General features: G+C 61.2%; 19 protein-coding genes and 5 pseudogenes. 8 read left to right on the top strand and 16 right to left on the bottom strand.

Annotated features, from left to right (window positions below; genetic code table 11):
• Window positions 1–635: 635 nt before the first annotated feature.
• The 16 genes and pseudogenes from QNJ43_RS20565 to QNJ43_RS20635 form a co-directional block, all read right to left on the bottom strand.
• Window positions 636–1301: a hypothetical protein gene (locus QNJ43_RS20565; protein WP_300472591.1), complete on the bottom strand. Its 666-nt coding sequence runs from the start codon at window positions 1299–1301 to the stop codon at window positions 636–638.
• 7 nt (window positions 1302–1308) lie between these two features.
• Window positions 1309–1557, bottom strand: coding sequence for a metallophosphoesterase (locus tag QNJ43_RS20570; protein WP_300472593.1), 249 nt, complete (start codon window positions 1555–1557; stop codon window positions 1309–1311).
• Entirely contained in the window at window positions 1440–2204 is a 765-nt protein-coding gene (locus QNJ43_RS20575; protein WP_300472596.1) for a hypothetical protein, read from the bottom strand. The genes QNJ43_RS20570 and QNJ43_RS20575 overlap by 118 nt, the downstream gene beginning before the upstream one ends.
• Before the next feature lie 3 nt (window positions 2205–2207).
• Window positions 2208–2633 carry an ABC transporter ATP-binding protein gene (locus tag QNJ43_RS20580; RefSeq protein WP_300472599.1) on the bottom strand — a complete coding sequence of 142 codons (426 nt, stop codon included), beginning with the start codon at window positions 2631–2633 and terminating at the stop codon, window positions 2208–2210.
• Window positions 2630–3411, bottom strand: a pseudogene (locus tag QNJ43_RS20585) (ABC transporter permease subunit). Before QNJ43_RS20585 ends, QNJ43_RS20580 begins: the two are co-directional and overlap by 4 nt.
• Window position 3412: 1 nt before the next feature.
• Window positions 3413–4216, bottom strand: a complete 804-nt coding sequence (locus QNJ43_RS20590; RefSeq protein ID WP_300472654.1) for an ABC transporter permease — start codon at window positions 4214–4216, stop codon at window positions 3413–3415.
• A gap of 75 nt (window positions 4217–4291) precedes the next feature.
• Window positions 4292–5200: pseudogene (locus QNJ43_RS20595) on the bottom strand (extracellular solute-binding protein); the annotation flags it as partial.
• A 4-nt stretch (window positions 5201–5204) separates the two neighbouring features.
• Window positions 5205–5567: pseudogene (locus tag QNJ43_RS20600) on the bottom strand (substrate-binding domain-containing protein); the annotation flags it as partial.
• Window positions 5567–6289: a LacI family DNA-binding transcriptional regulator gene (locus QNJ43_RS20605; protein ID WP_300472602.1), complete on the bottom strand. Its 723-nt coding sequence runs from the start codon at window positions 6287–6289 to the stop codon at window positions 5567–5569. The pseudogene QNJ43_RS20600 and the gene QNJ43_RS20605, both read right to left, overlap by 1 nt.
• A 139-nt stretch (window positions 6290–6428) precedes the next feature.
• Window positions 6429–7298: a bile acid:sodium symporter gene (locus QNJ43_RS20610; RefSeq protein ID WP_300472604.1), complete on the bottom strand. Its 870-nt coding sequence runs from the start codon at window positions 7296–7298 to the stop codon at window positions 6429–6431.
• A gap of 93 nt (window positions 7299–7391) precedes the next feature.
• Window positions 7392–7562 carry a hypothetical protein gene (locus QNJ43_RS27550; RefSeq protein ID WP_346433074.1) on the bottom strand — a complete coding sequence of 57 codons (171 nt, stop codon included), beginning with the start codon at window positions 7560–7562 and terminating at the stop codon, window positions 7392–7394.
• 52 nt (window positions 7563–7614) lie between these two features.
• Window positions 7615–8814, bottom strand: a pseudogene (locus tag QNJ43_RS20615) (gamma-glutamyltransferase family protein).
• Between the two features lie 125 nt (window positions 8815–8939).
• A complete protein-coding gene (locus QNJ43_RS20620) occupies window positions 8940–10445 on the bottom strand; it encodes a tripartite tricarboxylate transporter permease (protein ID WP_300472606.1) in 1506 nt (501 codons plus the stop codon).
• Between the two features lies 1 nt (window position 10446).
• Window positions 10447–10962 carry a tripartite tricarboxylate transporter TctB family protein gene (locus QNJ43_RS20625; RefSeq protein WP_300472608.1) on the bottom strand — a complete coding sequence of 172 codons (516 nt, stop codon included), beginning with the start codon at window positions 10960–10962 and terminating at the stop codon, window positions 10447–10449.
• The gene (locus QNJ43_RS20630; RefSeq protein ID WP_300472610.1) at window positions 10959–11456 is read right to left on the bottom strand and encodes a tripartite tricarboxylate transporter substrate-binding protein; all 498 of its coding nucleotides are present in this window, start codon (window positions 11454–11456) and stop codon (window positions 10959–10961) included. The genes QNJ43_RS20625 and QNJ43_RS20630 overlap by 4 nt, the downstream gene beginning before the upstream one ends.
• Window positions 11457–11495: 39 nt before the next feature.
• On the bottom strand, window positions 11496–11915 hold the full coding sequence (locus tag QNJ43_RS20635) for a tripartite tricarboxylate transporter substrate-binding protein (protein ID WP_300472612.1): 420 nt from the start codon (window positions 11913–11915) through the stop codon (window positions 11496–11498).
• Window positions 11916–12049: 134 nt separating this feature from the next.
• Between QNJ43_RS20635 and QNJ43_RS20640 the strand changes: the two genes are divergently transcribed.
• From QNJ43_RS20640 to QNJ43_RS20675, 8 genes and pseudogenes are all read left to right on the top strand, one after another.
• The gene (locus QNJ43_RS20640) at window positions 12050–12439 is read left to right on the top strand and encodes a LysR family transcriptional regulator (RefSeq protein ID WP_300472614.1); all 390 of its coding nucleotides are present in this window, start codon (window positions 12050–12052) and stop codon (window positions 12437–12439) included.
• The gene (locus QNJ43_RS20645) at window positions 12439–12933 is read left to right on the top strand and encodes a LysR substrate-binding domain-containing protein (RefSeq protein ID WP_300472617.1); all 495 of its coding nucleotides are present in this window, start codon (window positions 12439–12441) and stop codon (window positions 12931–12933) included. The genes QNJ43_RS20640 and QNJ43_RS20645 overlap by 1 nt, the downstream gene beginning before the upstream one ends.
• Before the next feature lie 368 nt (window positions 12934–13301).
• Entirely contained in the window at window positions 13302–14756 is a 1455-nt protein-coding gene (locus QNJ43_RS20650) for a hypothetical protein (protein ID WP_300472619.1), read from the top strand.
• Between the two features lie 28 nt (window positions 14757–14784).
• Window positions 14785–15033 (top strand): hypothetical protein, encoded by a 249-nt coding sequence (locus QNJ43_RS20655; protein ID WP_300472622.1) that lies wholly within the window; start codon window positions 14785–14787, stop codon window positions 15031–15033.
• A 233-nt stretch (window positions 15034–15266) separates the two neighbouring features.
• Window positions 15267–15530 (top strand): hypothetical protein, encoded by a 264-nt coding sequence (locus QNJ43_RS20660; protein ID WP_300472624.1) that lies wholly within the window; start codon window positions 15267–15269, stop codon window positions 15528–15530.
• A 416-nt stretch (window positions 15531–15946) separates the two neighbouring features.
• On the top strand, window positions 15947–16219 hold the full coding sequence (locus QNJ43_RS20665; protein ID WP_346433075.1) for a cupin domain-containing protein: 273 nt from the start codon (window positions 15947–15949) through the stop codon (window positions 16217–16219).
• A gap of 14 nt (window positions 16220–16233) precedes the next feature.
• Window positions 16234–16973: pseudogene (locus tag QNJ43_RS20670) on the top strand (SDR family oxidoreductase).
• A 462-nt stretch (window positions 16974–17435) separates the two neighbouring features.
• Window positions 17436–18299: a LysR family transcriptional regulator gene (locus tag QNJ43_RS20675; protein WP_346433076.1), complete on the top strand. Its 864-nt coding sequence runs from the start codon at window positions 17436–17438 to the stop codon at window positions 18297–18299.
• The last annotated feature ends 1 nt before the right edge of the window (window position 18300 follow it).

An 18300-nucleotide genomic window follows, 5' to 3' on the forward strand; every position in this document is an offset into this window, starting at 1 on the left:
AACCCCCCCCCCCCCCCCCCCCCCCCCGGCTTCCGCGAATGCCTTTTCCATCGTGTCGGAGACGGATGAGCGCGCGTAGCGCAGCCCCTGGTTCATCGGGTCCTTGACGGCAACACATGGTGCATGAGCCGATAGCTGCGCAGAGCCTCGCGCTGTACCCGCAGAAAGAAGTCCTGTGTCAGCTCATCCGTCCCCTTGTCCGCACTTGCTGCCGGGCTTTTCCCATCAGACGTCCGGTTGGCGGCAATGCGTCGACGGAGGCCGTGAAGCGCTTTCAGGGTGGCGACCTCGGAGGCGCACCGAAACCCCATGCCGTTCAGTTTCTCTTTCAGATCCTGAGGGCACATCGCATCTGCAATGCGGCGGTAGAGCGGATTCGTGGTCAGTTCTGAGAAGGGGATGGAACGCGCCGTTTCCGTTGCATTTTGAAGCAGAAATCGCTTCTTGGCTTTTTGGGCGCTCCGACGGGGAGAATGACGCATGGCGGCCGTGGAAAAATCTTTCATATTCAATCCATTTGGAGGAAATTATGACCAACTAAAAAAATGAAAAACGTAACGGTAATTTACAATACAATTGTACCTGTATACAAACGTTCGTCTTAAAATTCGGAAATAATAAATTAAAACATTACTTTACCGAATATCCCGTCGCGGATAGTCGGTTTTGCCAAGGCCCGCACGCCTCCTTTCCGCCGGTTGTTCAACCGGCGGAAAAGATCCGTATCCATTCCAAAGGGAGTGACGGGAGAGGGCCGCCGCAAGGCAGGGACGGCTCTCCCCTGTCAGGAATCGAAAGGCCACGGTCCGGCAAAGGTGCCCACGAGCAGCGTGTTGCTGACGAGGCCCGGTTGTGGGGCGTCCATCCAGCGGTAGAGTGTCACGGCCGCCCGGTTCCATGATCAGGTCGTTGCTGGTCTCTTCCCGGCAATCGAGATGGACCGCATGACAGGGCGCGGGCCCGATCTGGTAACCCACCTTGCCGATCTGGGCGGTGACGGCGCGGTGCACGTGGCCGGAAATCATCCGCACCGATCCGGGATGGGTCTGCAACCGCTCCATCATGGCCGCGCCGTTACGAAGGTTGTCGGCGTCCATCGCGCGGATGCCGGAATGGATCCACGGGTGATGGGTCGCCACCACTGCCGGGCGGCCGTCGAGATCGGTAAGCGTCGCGTCGAGAAATGCGAAGCCGTCCGCCGAAAGGTCACCGTAATAGGCGCCATCGATCAGCGTATCGAGCCCGATCAGCGTGAAGGCGTCGAGATCGTGCCGCCAGTGGATCTGCCCGTCCTCCGGCATTCAGTTCTCATCGGCAAAGGCCTTGCGCATGGAGGTCGTGATTGCCGGGGATCGCCAGATAGGGCAGGGCGAGGCGCGACATGATCTTTTTGAAGCGCGCATATTCCTCGTCCGTGCCGTGATCGCTGAGATCGCCGGTCACGAGCGCGAAGGAGACCTCGCCGAGAAGGTGCAGCTTGTCGTTGATGGTTGTAATCGCGGCCTCAAAAGCGGCGGCGGTATCGGACCGGCCGTAGCCGAGCTCGCCGTTGGGCACGATGTGGGTGTCGGTGATCTGGATGAAGGCGGACATTCAGGTGGGGTTTTCTTCGCTGGGCAGAGTGATGAGGGCATCGGGAGAGATCGAAAGCCGAACGCTTTCGCCCACCCTGGGCGCAGAAGAGCCCTGGTGCAGGCAGAAGAGCGTGTTGTCGCTCGCCCCCGACAGGGGGGGATGCGGTAGTGGGTGCCGAGGAACGTGATGCTCTCGACCCGGGCACCGAGGGGCCCGTCGCTGTCGAGCCGGACGTCCTCGGCCCGCACGAAGGCGTTGAGACCGTTGGCCGGTTTGCCGAGCGACAGCACGCCGCCCTTCAGGTTGAGCTGGTTTTCCTCGATGGACCCGCCGAGCGGCATGGCATTGCCGACAAAGCGGGCGACAAAGGGCATCTTCAGATTGCGGTAGAGCGTTTCCGGCGTGCCGATCTGGGCAATCGGGCCCTGACCCATGACGGCCACGCGATCGGCGATCGTCATGGCTTCGTTCTGGTCGTGGGTGACGAAGATCGCGGTGATGCCGAAGCGGCGCAGCAATTGGGCAAGTTCGTCGCGCAATTGCGTGCGCAAAGCCACATCGAGCGCCGAAAGTGGTTCATCGAGAAGCAGAATGCGCGGACGCGGGGCAAAGGCGCGGGCAAGCGCCACGCACTAACGCTGGTCGCCGGACAGGGCGTTGACCGCCTTGCCCGTATGCTCTTCCAGCCGACACAGCGCGATGACCTCGTCGACCCGGGCCTCGCGTTCGAATTTGGTGAGCCCCTGCATCTTCAGCCCGTAGCCGATATTGCCGCACACCGACATGTTGGGAAAGAGTGCATAGTACTGGAACACCATGCCCACCTTGCACTTTTCCACCGACAGGTCGGTCACGTCATCGTCTCCGAAGCGGACCTCACCGCCCGGATCGGAGCGCTCCAGCCCTGCGATGATGCGCAGAAGCGTGGTCTTGCCGCAGCCCGAGGGCCCGAGCAAGGAAACGATCTCGCCGTCCTCGATTGCGAGGTCGCTCGGCAGTAGCGCTCGAATGCTTCCGGCGAATGTCTTGGCGATGTTCTTGAGTGTCACTGCTGTCATTGCATGAGCCTCTGGGCACGCGCGGTGGCCCATTGCATGGCCATGAGAAGGGGAACGATGATCACGAAGAAGATCAGCGTGTAGGCGGAGGCCGTTTCCAGCCGCATGGAGGCGTAGCTGTCGGCAAACCCGACGTGCAGGGTCTTCAAGAACGGCTTGTGCAGCATCCAGGTGAGGTTGAATTCGCCGATGGACAGGGTGACGACCGTCAACGCGCCCGCCAGAATGCCGGGCAGCGCGTTTGGCACCACGACGTCGATGAAACGGCGCACGGGACCGGCGCCGAGCGTCGCGGCCCCTTCCTCCAGCGTCTTCAGATCGATTGCGGCAAGAACCGAAAGTACCACGCGCATCATGAAGGGCAGGGTGTAGAGCACGTGGTCGACGAGGATGAAGGTCCAGCTTGCCCGAAAGCCTTGCCAGGAGCTGGAGAAGCGCCAGCGCCAGAGCCAGATCGGGAACGGCGAGGGAGGGATATGAACTCTTCCAGAATGCGCGACAGCCGCCCCGGATTGCGTGCCAGCTCGTAAGCGGCGGGCACGCCGATGACGAGCGTTGCCGCCAGACAGGTGAGCGCCAGTCAGATCGACAGCATCACGCTGTCGGCATAAAGCCTCCAGACCTTGCCGATCCATTTCAGCGTCAGATCGAACGAGATGCCCCGGAAGTAGTTGACGGTGAGGCCGGCCAGAACCGATTGCAGCGTGGGTACGAACAGGAAGGCGCAAGCCCCCTGCGTGACGAGAAGCTTGATGAGTTTTGTCTTTGATTTCAGCATGTTAAACTCCCGCCGCCACGGTTGCGCCGGAGAAGCTGCGGGCAATGAGCAGCATCGCCCAGGTCACCACGTCGAGCATGACGGAGAGTGCGGAGGCCATGGCGAAATTGGCCGAAAGCGTGAACTCCGTGTAGATCACCATCGGCAGAACGTCGATGTCGGTGGCGAGCGTAAACGCCGTGCCGAAGGCGCCCATGGCGGTCGCAAAACAGATCGCGCCCGCGGCGAGCATGGTGGGCATCAGGGTTGGCAGCAGCACGTCGATGACGATGCGGTGAGAGGACGCGCCGAGTGTCAGGACTGCTTCTTCCAGAGTCGGATCGATCTTTTCCGCCGCCGACATCACGGTCAGAAGCACGCGCGGGATCGAGAAGTAGAGATAGCCGAGAAACAGCCCGAAGATCGAATAGGCGAAGATCCAGTGTCCGGGCAGGAGCTGGTTAACGAGCCCCTGACGACCGCCCAGCAGGATGAGCATGAAGCCGACGACAACGCCGGGAAAGGCGAGCGGCAACGTCAGGATCGCCACCAGCGCGTCGCGGCCAGGAAAGCGGTTGCGCACCAGAAAGAGCCCGGCGGTGGTGGAGATAAGGAGTGTTGCGGCAGTGACCGCCAGCGACACCAGCACGGTGTTGATCAGCGTTGAAAGATAGCGCGGGTTTTGCAGGATCTGCACATAGACACCCCATCCCGCCTCGCCTTCGGCCGACGACAGCACCAGCCGCACCAGCGGTAGTGCCAGAAAGGCCAGAGTGAAGATGGAAAGCGGCACCAGACACAGGGCCGCGAATTGGCGTGAAGTCACGAAAGGGGGTTCCTCCAAAGGCTTTGAAGGAACGGAGCAGATGCGCTTCGTTCCCGTTTGGGCTTGTTTGTTCTTCTCGGAGGTGGGCAGGAACTTGGAGGCGACCTCTTCCGGCAGTTCCACCGGACTGGCGGGCTGCAGGTAGGCGTTGGTCCAGATCGCCTGACCTTCGTCGGAGAGGATGAAGTCGAGAACCTTCTTGCCGGTCTCCGAGTGCGGAGCGTTCTTAACGAGGCTCATCACGTAGGGCACGCGAACCGAGTCCTCGCACGGCAGCACAAATTCGAAGTTGCCGTCTTCCTCGTACTTGGCGCGGTAGGCGTTGAAGTCGTAGTCGAACAGGATCGGGATCTCGCCGGAAACGGTGCACGCATAGGCTGTCTGCTTGGGAACGATCGGGTCGTTCTTGGCCAGCTTCTTGAAGTAGTCGATGCCCGGATCGAAATTCTCCAGATCGCCGCCGAAGGCGAGATTGGCGGCCACCGCCGCGGCATAGCCGACAAAGTCGGATGACGGATCGAGATAGCCGACCATGCCCTTGTACTCAGGCTTGGTGAGATCGGCGAAGCACTGCGGCACGGGCGCGCCGCTCAGCGCATCGACGTTCACGAAAAAGCCGATCGTGCCGTAGTGAACCACGAACCACTTGCCTTCCGGATCCTTCAAGCCGTCCAGGATCTGGTAGAAACCAGCGGGCTTGTAGGGCTCGAAGAGATCGTCCTTGCCTGCCTTGATGCCCGTGGTCACGCCGTAATAGACGACGTCGGCCACCGGATTGTCCTTCTCGGCGACGAGCTGGGCGAACGACTGGCCGGAATTCTTGTTGTCGTGGGGCATCTTCACCCCGATCTTTTCGTTGATCGCCTCCAGCATCGATGACCAGTCCGCCTATTGCGGCGGGCAATTGTAGCAAACGGCGTCTTCCGCCTGAGCGGGAACGATGGCCGCCGTTGTGATGAGCGCGGCGAAAAGGATATGTTTCATCGGTTCAACCTTGTTTTAGAGCGTCTTGAGCGAGGGGAACAGACGACGGTCGGGGGGCCACCCGGCCGTCGTTTCGTTTTTTCGGGCACGGGCTGGAAAGCGTGGCGCCTGCTCGAAAGGCGAAGGGCAGGGGAGGCGATTGCGTCACCGCCCCGCCCTGCAACACGGAAAGAAGCGATCGGGTCGCCTGACGGCCCATCGCCTCCGGCATCGTCTCAATGGTCGCCAGCGGCACGTCGAGCAGTCGGTCAATCTCGATGCCGTCAAAGCCGATCACCGACAGATCCTGCGGAACCCGCAAGTCCAGCAGCCGCGCCGCCTTCTGCACCGCGATGGCAAGCAGATCGTTGGAGGCGAAGATCTCGGTCAGATCGCCGTGCGCGCGCAGCGTCTCGGCGAGCTTTTCCGGCTTGCCCGCATCGCTTTCGCTGAGTTCGACGAGAACCGGATCAGGCAAACCTTGCACCCGGCATTCGGCTGAAAGCCTGCATAGCGATTACGGGAGCGATCGGAGGTGGCAAAGTGCAGCGCGAAGAAGCCACGCCGGTGCCCCTGGGCGGCAAATTGCCGTGCCACTTCGCGGGCAGCCTCGAAATTGTCCACGTAGGCCGTGGAGAAGTCTTCGACTGGATCGTGGAACATCAGCGAGATCGGCACGCCGCGCTCGCGCGCAAGCTTCAGTGCCGGGCTTTCCTCCGGCGCCACCATGGTGACGATCAGTTCGTCGACGTCCTTGGAAAGTAGCGTGGAGATCAAGTCGTTGTCGATCTCGCCGTCATAGTTGGAGCTGGAAATCAGTAGCTGGTAGCCGGAGCCGTGAAGCTCGTCCTGTATCCCTTGCGCGGCTTCCACGAAAACCGGATTGGCGAGTGAGGGCACCAGACAGCCGATGGTCATCGTCCGGCTGCTCTGCAGCGTACGGCCCGTGGCGGAGAAGGAAAAGCCGAGATCGCGCGCGGCCTTTTCGACCCTTTCGCGAACCGCCGCACTCGCCGGGCCGGAATTGTTCAGGACCCGGCTCGCGTTCGCCACCCCGCAGCCCGCCTCTCGGGCGACGTCCTTGGTGGTGACCTTGACGTTGGGGTTCATGGGGCGGGTTCCAGGTGGAAACGTTTCCACTCATACCTAGCCCATGTTTTTTACGTCCATGTGACACGTGGACAAAACGAGAGGACCGTCCGAGTCGGGTCTCCGTTCGGCGGGCGGTCCCTTATTGGAATTAGCGAGGTCAGGCCGACTGTGAGGAGCCCGTCGTAAGGACTTCCGACGCCCGCGCCGCCTTCGCCGCCTTTTGCGAGATGTAGGCGCACACCAGAAGCTGGCTCATGTGATAGATCAGCAGCGGCAGGACGATGGCACCCACCCGTTCTGGCGCGAAAAGAACGGTGGCGATGGGCAGACCCGAGGCGGGGCTCTTGGTCGCGCCGCAATAAAACAGCGAGGCCCGGTCCGGATAGTTCAGCCGGAATGCGTAGCCCGCACCCAGAATCAGCCCCATGGTCAAAGCCAGGAAGATCAGCACCACGACGATCAGCATCAGCATGCTGGAGACGGGGATCGCGTTCCACGGCCCCGTGACCGTGCTTCTGGAGAAGGCGGCGTAGACGATCAGCAGGATCGAGCCGCGATCGACCACCATCGTCAGAAGCTTGTGCTTCTGCACGAAGCCTCCGATCCAGGGTCGCACGAGTTGGCCGATGATGAAGGGTAGTAGGATCTGCGTGCCGGTCTTGATCACCGAATCGAGGCTCACACCGCCGTCGCCCTGATGCAGCAGCAGCGCGACCATGGCAGGCGTCAGCTTCGCGCCGAGCAGTGGTTCGAAAATCCATACTAGCGCGAAGTCGATAATCGGAAACAGGACATAGGTGGAGATGAAGGTCAGACCCTGAATGCGCCAGTTCGTGATGCCTGCGCGCACCGCACTCGGGTCAAGCTTGGCGCCGTACAGAAAGAACAGCAGCGACACGGCCCAATAGGTCACGTGCTTCAGCGATACAGCCGCCAGCCCCTGAGCGGGAAGGAGCACGCCGAGGCCCACCGTCGCAAGCAGCAGCAACACGTAGGTGTCGACGCCAATACGTCTTAACAGGCCCATACCGGATCCATTTCCTGTGTTAGCCGGAACGCCAGCTTGTCAGAACGCCAATTGGGACGACGAACTGACAGGCCTCTCCCTGTGCTGCGGGGCTCAGAAGCCCACAGCTTGTCCATCCTTGCGCGGATCCGAACTCGCCGCATAGCCACCGGCGTCGAGCTTTTGAACGAGCTGCGCGCCGCCGAAGCCGAAGGCGTTGTCCGGCGCTTCGACTTGCACCTTGTGACCGAGGTCCGCAAGCTCCTGCAGTACCGCAGACGGCATTGCCGGCTCACAAGCAGCCCTCAAGCCCTTCGATCAGCATCGGCCGCGCTCTTCACGTCCTGATGCCAGAGCTGGGTGCGCATGTGTCCCTGCGCCTGGATCGGGCCGCCATCATGCCGTAGGCCATGAGCGGTTGGTCGCCCTTCATGACAAAACCGGGGATGATCGTGTGGAAGGGACGCTTGCCACCCGCCACGCAGTTCGAGTGTCTCTCTTCGGTGGTGAAGCCGACACCGCGGTTCTGCAGGGAGATGCCGAAGTCCGGCACGACGACGCCGGAGCCGAAGCCCATGTAGTTCGACTGGATGAAGCTGACCATCATGCCCGAGGCATCGGCAACCGTCATCAGCACCGTGCCGCCCTGCTTCGGAGCACCGGGACCGAAATCCTGAGCCTTGTTCGGATCGATCAGGGCTGCGCGGGACTTCAGATACTCCGGATCGAGCAGGGCCTCTTCGCTGACGCCGGTCATGTATTTGCGCTCGGCGACAAAGGCATGCAGATCGCGATAGGCAAGCTTGATCGCCTCCATCTGCAGATGCACGGCGGCCAGATCGTCCGGCCCGTGATCGCGGATGTTGGTGTTCTCCAGGATCTCCAGCGCCATCAGCGCGGCGATGCCCTGGCCGTTGGGCGGGATCTCGTGCAGGTCGACGTCGCCGAACTTCTTGCTGATCGTGCGGGTGTACCCGGCGAGATCTTCGACGGTCATCGCACCGCCGTTTTCCTTGGCGAAGGCGGCGATCGCCTAGGCGACCTCACCGTCATAGAAGGCGCGGCCCTTGGTCTCCGCGATCGCCTTCAGCGTGCGCGCGGCGCCGGGATTGCGGAACCGCTCGCCAGCATGCGGGGCACGTCCTTCGGGCATGAAGGTCTGGGCGTAGCCGGGCTGGCTGCCCAGGGTCTTGGCGCCCTTGGCCCACAATGCGCCGATGACCGGCGAGACGATGTAGCCTTCCTCGGCATAGCGGATTGCGGGTGCCAGTACCGTGGCGAGCCCGAGATTGCCGAAGCGCTCGGAAAGCTCGACCCATGTGCCGACCGCGCCGGGAACCGTGACGCTGTCCCAGCCGCGCTGCGGAATGCTGTTCGGAAACCGCTCCGGCGATCATGCGGCCGGAGCGGGGCCGGAGGCATTCAGGCCGTGCAGCTACTTGCCGTCCCACAGGATGCAGAAGGCGTCGGATCCAAGTCCGTTACCCGTCGGCTCGACCACCGTCAGTGTGGAGGCAACGGCGATTGCCGCATCCACCGTGTTGCCGTCCTGCTGCAGGATCGTCAGCCCGGCCTAAGTGGCCAGAGGCTGTGACGTCGCTACGACATTCTCGGCAAGGACCGGCGATCGTCGTGAGGGGTAAAGGGGATCATGATGTAGATTCATCGGACGAGTCCTCGAGATAGTATTTTTGTTTTTTCAGATGGCTGCGGATCGCTCAGACGATCGAGATGAGAGCCGCAGCAAGGAAGAGAAGGCTGATGGGCCGGGTGACGAAGAGCATCGGATCGGCGTTTCTCATCAGCGCACGGCGCAGGTTCGTTTCCGAGATCGGGCCGAGGATCACGCCGAGCACCAGCTGAGCCAGCGAGTAGCCGAGCGCGCGCAGCAGTAGCCCGCCACGCCGATGAAGCCCAGCAGGCAAGATCGGTCACCCGATTGTTGAGCGCGAAGGATCCGACCACGCAGCAGACCATCACAACCGGCACGATCACCCATTTCGGCGTTGCAGCCACGCGCAGGAACGCACGCATGGAAACGAGCGAGACGGCCAGCATCATCAGCGAGGCGACCGTCATGGCGATGAACATGCTGTAGACGAAGTCTGCATGATCAAGCATCAGCCGGGGATCGACCGAGATGCCGTGAACCATCAGCGAGGCCATCAGGATCGCATCCGCGGCGGAGCCGGGAATGCCGAGGCCGATCAGCGGGATCAACCCGCCGCCCGCGATCGCGGAGTTGCCGACTTCGGAGGCGACGACGCCGTCGGGAATGCCCTTGCCGAATTTCTCCGGCGTCTTGGAAGCCCGCTTGGCCTGATCGTAGGCCACGGGATTGGCGATCGATCCACCCGCCCCCGGCAACGCGCCGATGAGCACGCCGACGATGGAGGACCGGATCAAGTTCACCGGCCGCCTCAGGGCCTCTTTCATGACCTTCCAGGTCTGGAAGTCGATGGCGCCGGCCACGAGCGACGTTCCCGAACGCACGCTTTTGGCGTCCTCGACCTCGGAGGTGAGCTGAGAGATCGCGAAGATGCCGATCAGCACGATCAGGAACGGCAGACCGGCCTGCAGCATTTCGATGCCGAAATCGAAGCTCGGACGGTCCATGATCGGGTCGGTGCCCACCGTGGAGATGGCCAGTCCGATCAGAGCGGCCAGCATGCCGCGGATGACCGAGGAGCCCACGAGGCTCGCCACGATTGTGAGGGCGAAGACGATGAGGGAGAAGTACTCCCACGGCCCCAGTTTCACGGCGCTGATCGCCAGCGGCGGGGCGGCGGCGATCAGCACGACCGTGGAGATGAACGTGCCGAAGAACGAGGCCCAGACGCCTAGCGACAAGGCACGGCCGGCTTCGCCGCGCCGTGCCATGGGAAATGCGTCGAAGGTGGTCGCAACCGAGGACGGCGTGCCGGGAATATCCAGAAGGGCTGCGGAGATTAGACCGCCCGTGTAGCCGCCCACATAGACCGACAGCATGACCGCGATGTCCTGCAACGGCTCCATGGAGAAGGTCAGCGGTAGGGTCAGAACAATGGCCATGGTCACGGTGAAGCCGGGAATGGCCGCCGCGATGATGCCGGCGATGGAGCCCGCCAGCATGTAGATCAGCGTGGTGAGCGTGAAGATCTGTGTCAGGCCGGAAAGGAAACTGTCCATGTCAGAGAACTCCCCTCGGCAAGTACACGTTGAAGACTTCGGCAAAGAGCCAGTTCAGACCGAAGGAGAAGATGGCGGCCACCACCAGCGCGGTGAAGATCGAGACCGGACGGCGCGGCATCAGCCCCAGTTCGAGCCCGAAAATGAACAGGAAGCTCGCAATCGAGAACCCAAGGCGGGGAATAGCGATCAGACATGCTGCGAGTGCAGCGAGGCAGATGAAGACGAGATAGCGACGACGGGCCCAATCGGCCGTTGCCGTGAAAAAGCGGCCATAGGCGTCGCGCGGTATTTTCCGCAGCGCATCGACGATGGCGATTATCGCGACCAGTGCGATATTTGCGAAAACGATTTTTGGAAAGGCTCCCGCACCGAGGCGTTCGAAACGCGAAGGCGGGATGGCGTTGGCGGAAAGAAAGAGGTCAACGGACGCAAGAAGCAGCACTACATAGCTCAGGAGGCGGGCAATTTCGCCCGCCTCCTTTGCATGCTCTTCATTGTGGCTGGATTCGCTCACGGGGCGAGAACCTTGGCAAGCGACTTGACGATCTTGTCGAGGTTGGAGAGGTCCGCGCGGTAGGCTTCCTGGCCGCGGAAGTCGACCGAAGCACCGGCGTTCTTGGTCTGCTGGATGTAGTTCTTGTCCTTGGACAGCTTCTCAAGCACCGCCTCGAGCGTGTCACGGGCTTCCTTCGGCGCGCCCTTCGGCACGACGATGCCGCGGGTCACGTTGAGCTCCAGATCCTTGCCCTTCTCCTTGAAGATCGGAACGTCGGGGCTCTCCGGAACGCGCTTGGCCGAACCGACCGCGAGGAACACCAGGCCGCCGTTGTCGACGAATTCCTTGGACGAGGGGATGTCGCCGATGGCGGGCATCGAGGTTGCCGCCCACCAGCGCACGGATACGCTGACCGGTTCCCTCATAGCCCACATAGGCGGAACTTGAGGCCATAGGCCTTGTTCGATCATCGCCGCATCCAGATGCGGCACGCCGCCCAGCGTCACGTCCATGTTGACTTCGCTCGTAGGTGCTTTGACGTAAGCGACGAACTATTCCAGGTTGCTGTAGTTCTTGGAGGGATGCACGACGAGGTACTGGGGGGGGGGGGAGGCCGTCATCAGTGCGATCGGCTCGAAGTCGTCCCAGGCGAGATCCGTGATGCTGGTTTCGGTCGCCGTCAGCAGGCCTTCATGCACCTGGCTGATCGTGTAGCTGTCCGCAGCGCGGCGGGACGCCTCGCGCAGGCCCACGGTTCCGCCGACGCCGGGCATGTTGATGATTGGCATGTCGACGCCGAGATACGGCTTGATGTTGCCTGCGATGAGGCGCATCAGCGTGTCCGACCCGCCACCCGGCGACCAGGGCACGATGAATTCGACCGGATGGTCCGGGTAATCGGCCGCGCTCGCAGGAGCTGCGAGAAGCGCGACAGCGAAAAACAGGGCAGCAAGGCCCTTCGTGGATTTCATGTCAAAGTTCTCTTTTTGTTATCGGCTGATGGGGTGCCGGGTAGTCGTGGTGAAGATTTGATGATAACTCAAGTAAAATCGATGCAAACCGCATAATTGTTGCCATTAAATTCATTATATCTTATTTTAAGCTCATGGATACACGACAACTTGAAACGCTCCTCGCAGTCGAGCGTTATGGAGGGTTTGCCTCGGCCGCACAGGCGATAAACCTCACGGCTTTTGCCGTCAGCCAGCAGATTTCGGCGCTTGAGAGAGAGCTCGGGGCGGAGCTTTTCGATCGCTCCCGCCGTCCTCCGGTGTTGACCACCAAGGGGGCGGAGGTGGTGCGCTCCGCGCGCAAGATCCTGCAGATCTGTACCGAGACCAAGGTCTCGGTACCGGGCGACCCCGTGCGCGGAACGCTTGCCCTCGGCACGCTCCGCACGGGAGCCGATTCCATCATGCCGCGTTCGCTGGCGCGGCTGCACGAACTCTATCCGGAGCTGTCGGTTCGCCTGCGTATCGGAAGGCGGAGGAGTTGATGAGCGAGGTCACCTCTGGCCAGTTTGACGGGGCATTGGTCGCCGATCACGTGGCGGTGCGGCCGAGTTTGCGATGGACCGAGGTTTTGAGGGAGCCGCTGGTGGTGCTGACGCCTCCGGGAACGACGGAGTACTCCCTGGAGGATCTGGCGCGCAACATGCCTTATATCCGCTACCGAGCGCAGGTTCCGCTTGCTCGTCAGATCGATACCGAAATCGCCCGGTTGAGCGTTGCCCCGAGGCAATTGCTCTCGGTGAACACGATGACCGCCGTCATCGGGTGTGTTCAGGCAGGGCTGGGCTTTGCCGTCATTCCCTGTCTCACCATGCAGGACAGGATCACCGCCCCGCTAAACTGGTTCCCTTTCGGCGCCCCGCCGATCGACCGCAGGCTCGGCGTCGTGCAACGCCTAAACTCCGGCCGTACCGAAGTGCTCGCATCCCTGATTGCCGCCCTGGGGGAGTGTGGTCGTCCGCGCGACGACAATGACTAGGCTGTCGTTCTTTCCGGGTAGTCGTTCCCAGACGCATCCCATCAAGGAGCTGATTCGCTCCGTCACATTGCCAACGGCCGTTTGTGCCAGATAGTAGGGACGATCACTAGTGGTCATGGCCGAGATTCTTCCGCGCCTCGACCTGTGCCTTGGCGAGTGTTTGGTGGTGTTTGTCAAACACTCTGGGAACCTCTGGGAACATGCGTGAGCTGATTGAAAAGGGTGCCTCTCTTCGCCGACAAGGACGGATCGGAGAAGGTTTGCGATATTTTCAGTCTCTGTATGATCTGGGTCCCGACAATGTCCTGCTTCTAAAGGAAATGGCAATCGCCTTCAGGTTTGCAGGGAATTGTGCAGAGAGCCTTCGCTTGATTGATGAGGCACTCATTCGAGCTCCCGCCGATCGCAACACATGGATCTCGCGGATCGATACGCTCTGCCATAATCTTCTGCTCGGTGAAGCGCTTGTTTCCATCGATGCAGCTCTGGCCAGAATGTCTGATGATTTTGTTCTCCTGCTTCGAAAATCGGATCTCTTGCGCCAGGCCGGTCAGATCGTGGAGAGTAATCGGTTACTGTCGAGCTTCGATCATGAAAGCGGCAAGTGGACGTTGGCACAGGCACAAACGGCCATTGCTTTGGGCAGGGCAGAGGAGGCGGACGTCGCCTTGCGCTCTCTATGGGCCGCACAAGAAGAACCGCGTGTTCCCGTCGCACTCGCGCTGATCAGAGCGTTGAAGGCACAAAGAAAGCTACGCAAGGCCAGAGTTTTCGCCGGGGAGGCGCAGGCCTCGGTGCCCGGCGCACTTGTGCTCAGGGGCGAACTGTTCTCGCTCGACATGGAATTCGGTGCGTCTGAGGAGGCGGCGGCGCGACTTGTTGGTCTGACCGATGGGCAGTTGCAGAACAACGTTATGCGCGGGTTTCTGGCGCGCAAAGCCGTGGCCGATGGTAACCATGAGGAGGCCGCGGCGCTGCACCTTGCCGCCGCGCAAGAGGCTGCCGTTCCGAAGGGGGCCGTCATTGCTGCACTCGGGGTCGCGGGCCACGCCGGGTTCGAAACGGCGCTCGCGCAATCGATCGTGCGCAAGGTTCGGGACATTGTGGAGCAGAAGGCGGAGATCCTGCCGCCGGTTACGACAGCGGCGCTGCGCTTACACTTCGCCGCTAACACGGGGAACTGGCGGAGCGTCTATCGTCTCAGTTGCGAGCTCGAACGGTTGCAGCCCGGCGATCTCCGCGTGACCCTGCACCGTGCCCTCACCGCCTTCGAACTGGCACGGTTCCGGGAGGCGGAGGAGGCCGTCGCACGCGTTCTGGCAAGTGATCCGATGAACATGACCGCCTTCCGGCTGATCGAGGCACTGCTGGTGCTCAAGGGAGAGGCGGAGGAACTGCAGCGCCTATGGCAGGCACGGGCCTCCAACCCGATGGACGTATCAGACGGCGACTATCAGCGACATTTCGAGGACCTGCTGATGCTCGGCGAGCACGAGCGGGCCGTGGATTTTCTCAAGCACGGTGTTTCCGATCGGGATGGGATCGTGCGCTGCGCCTACCTCCGTTGCGCCCTGGCTGCCGCTGACGAGGGGACGCGGGTCGAGCGTCTTCCCGGCATTCGCGAAAACGGCGTCAGGAAACTCTCGATCGACGGATACCGCCCGACGCCGGGACTTCGAAAACGACGCCATTGTACCAGGCAACGCGCTCTTCCCGGAGTTGTTTGCTGCCTGGGCAATGAGCCGGCAACCCCCAGGCAACTTCGATACATGGCGGCGAAAGATCTTTCAAGCGACCCGCCTAAACGGCCGGATGATGCGTGATCCGCGGGTCTTGTCCCTGCCGTACGTATTGAAGGAGGAAACGGATTACGGTGAGGTCGGTGCCCTGCTCGACGCCGGAGAGCCGGTCTTCATCGCCTCGCCCCATTCCGGTCCGTTCGATGTCTGCACGCTACTGGCGAAATGGGACCGGTTGCGCTTCCTTGTCCAGTCGTCCGTCTACAACGAATACGCCCTCCTCGGCGACAGGGCGATCCGCTTCTCCGGTGACGGCAAGAGCGTCGCCCTGAAAATCATGATGTCTTGCGGAAGGGGCTGAGTCTCTATTGTCTTCCCGACAGGCCTGTTTCGCTCTCCCGGTTCCGACATGTGCGAACCAGGGCCGTGGGGACGCTCTTCGATCTTCGCTAACCCGTCCTGGACACGGTTCCCCGTCTCAGCTGGAGGCTGAATATTCCGAGCTTCTGGATCGCAAACCGATGGCGCAACGGACGGATTTGCACCGCCGTCTCTCGACTGCCCACGGCAAGGGAGGGCGAGAGCGAGCAGGCCTTGTGCGAGCGTTGGACCCAGGCGTTTCTCGACCGGCTTGCGGACGTGATGTCCTCGGTACCGGAAAACCAGAGACTGACGATTCCGATCTGGCGCTCTCTGCTGCTCAACGATCTTGGCCCCGGTGTGGTGCGCTATGCGGAGGAAACGCTTGCGCACACAATCAAGAATGCCACCGAGGCGGCGTATCATTGGACGGACCTGATGGAACAGCGTCGTGAGATGATGCTGGAGTGGGAGAGTTGGATGATGGGAGAATGCTAGTGTCCGACGGCGCTCTCGGACAGTGCAAATGTGGCCATTTGGCTTGCATTATTCACTATATCTTTCGGTTTCCGAATTGCTCCCGTTCTGGTCGTTGAATACTCTCCCAAGGATGACTGTCAGCTTGCCTCGCTATGCTCACGCATGAGCCAGGGAAGGCTCCATGCCAAGGCTCATTTTCGATATGTCACACTTGGATTTATGACTTTGAAGTATAGGCGAGTGCCGTTTTGACCGACTTATCGAGCCATTCCAGCCGCATATATCAGGCAGGACGATGAATGGAGGTCACGATGAAAATCCTGAAGAATTCAGATCAATCTTCGGCCAAAGGTCCCGCTTAAACCTTCACCGGCGATGTCCGGGTCGAGCAGTATTTTTCGGCGGAGGCTCCTGCTCGGACCGGATCCGGAATTGTGACGTCCTCTCCCGGTGCACGGACCGCATGGCACACGCATCCCGCGGGACAGTTGATCTATGTGATCGCAGGGCTCGGTTGGGCGCAGAAAACCAGAGAGCCGAAACGCGTCGTCGAAGCCGGCGATACCATCTGGTTCGAGCCGGGCGAACTCCATTGGCACGGGGCCAGCGACACCAAGGCCATGACTTATGTCGCCATTGCGGAAGCTATCGATGGCAGCGCGACCGACTGGGGTGAACACGTCACGGACAAAGATTACCTTTCCTGAGGACGGATAAAGATATGGAAGACCTGAACAACAAAGTCGTCGTGATCACCGGGGCAAGCTCCGGGCTCGGCGCCGAAACGGCACGCCAGCTTGTGGCCGCCGGTGCGAAGGTTGCGCTCGGCGCGCGCCGCATGGAACGTTTGACCGCTCTGGTCGAAGAACTCGGTACTGATAATGCCTTGGTCTTCAAGGTCGACGTGACTGATCGCGAGGAGGCTGCCACCTTCGTCGCCGATGCGAAGGCAAAGTGGGGGCGCATCAATGCGATGCTCCATAATGCGGGGGTTATGCCTTTGGCGCCGCTCGGGTTGAACCGGTTCGGAGACTGGTACACCTGCATTGACGTCAATCTGAAGGGCGTGCTCTATGGCATCGGCGCCGTCCTCCCGATCATGAAGGAGCAGGGGTTCGGTCACAACCTGTTCGTCTCTTCGGTCGCCGGTCATGTCGTGAACCCGATCGGCGCGGTCTACTGCGCGACCAAGTTCGGCATTCGCACCATCGGCGAAGCGCTTCGTCAGGAAGTGAAGCTGGACGGCCTGCGCACGACGATCTTGTCGCCGGGGAGGGTGGACACGGAACTGCCCGGCTCGGTCTCAAGGCGGAAGGCGTGCACGAGGCCATCACGGACTTCTATGCGCAGCAGGCAATCCCGGCATCCAGCTTTGCGTGTGCGGTGATCTTCGCGCTCAGCCAGCCCGCCGAAGTGGATATAAATGAGATTCTCTTCCGCCCGACCATGCAGGAAATGTAGGTCTCGCCGGGCGGGCCGTGAGGGGTCTGCCGTGTTCTGGAAGCACGGGACTCGTAGCCGCGCTTCCTCCCCCACATTGGGGGCGAACCTGTCGTTTCCGTGCAGCCCCCGCTCCATTGCATCGTGGCGCTTTACCCCTTGGCATGGCATCGGAGCAGGACGTTTGCCTGACGGATCATGCCCTCTGCAGGATGTTGCCGGCCGCGCAATCCATTCCGCTACATCACCATGTTTGCAGGCTGCTACAGCGGCGTTGCCGCAAGTAAAGCACGTCGAGTGATCGGATAGTTCCTCTTCCCTCGTTCCGCTGGTGCCATAGACACGGGGCCGGGCTTCGTTAGGCGGGCTCAGAGGCAGCTAATACCGGTTACGCACTGTCTGGTATTGTCTGGTTGGATAGGCAACTGATTTATTGCGAATATGGCGTCCATTGAGGACGCCAGTTATACGGGATGTCCATCAATGAAACGCGACGAACTCGGAGATCTGGTGGCCTTTTGGGCCGTTTGCGAGGAACGCAGCTTCACCAAGGCCGCGGCGTGTTTGGGGACGTCTCAGAGTTCGCTCAGCCATACGGTGAAGCTGCTTGAGGAACGGATGGATCTCCGACTCTTGACCCGGACGACGCGTAATGTCTCGCCCACACTTGCCGGAGAACAACTGGCCGAGACGCTACGCCCGGCGTTTAACGATATCAAAGCGCGGTTGGCGAGCCTGAACAATCTGCGTTCGGCGCCCGCAGGGCTTGTCCGCATTACGACATCCCGCCACGCGGCCCTCGAGATCCTTTGGCCGAAACTCTCTCCCGTTCTAGTTGAGTACCCGGACATCGAACTTGAGATCGCTGTCGAGCAGCGCATGATGGATATTGTCGAGGGGCGCTTCGATGCCGGAGTCCGGCTTGGCGACAGCATTGAGAAGGACATGATAGCGGTGCGGATCGGTCCCGATCTGAGGATGCTTACCGTCGGATCGCTGGGATATTTCAAGACACACCCGAAGCCGCAGACGCCGCACGATCTCGCCGATCACAACTGCATAAACCTGCGTCTGCCGACCTTGGGCGGTCTCTATCCATGGGAGTTCGGACAGGACGGCAAGCCGCTGAACGTTCGCGTCGAAGTACAGTTGACGCCCAACGATGTCGACCTGATCATCGCTGCCTGTCTCGATGGGCGCGGTCTGTGCTGCATGCCGGACTATCACCTGAACGACCACATCGCGGCAGGACGGCTGGTCCCTGTTCTGGGGAAGTATTGCCCGCCCTTCTCAGGCTACCACCTGTATTACCCATTGCGCAGGCAGGCCCCCCGGCCTTTGCGGTAAT

Source organism: Breoghania sp. (genome assembly GCF_030066895.1).
Classification (GTDB): Bacteria; Pseudomonadota; Alphaproteobacteria; order Rhizobiales; family Stappiaceae; genus Breoghania.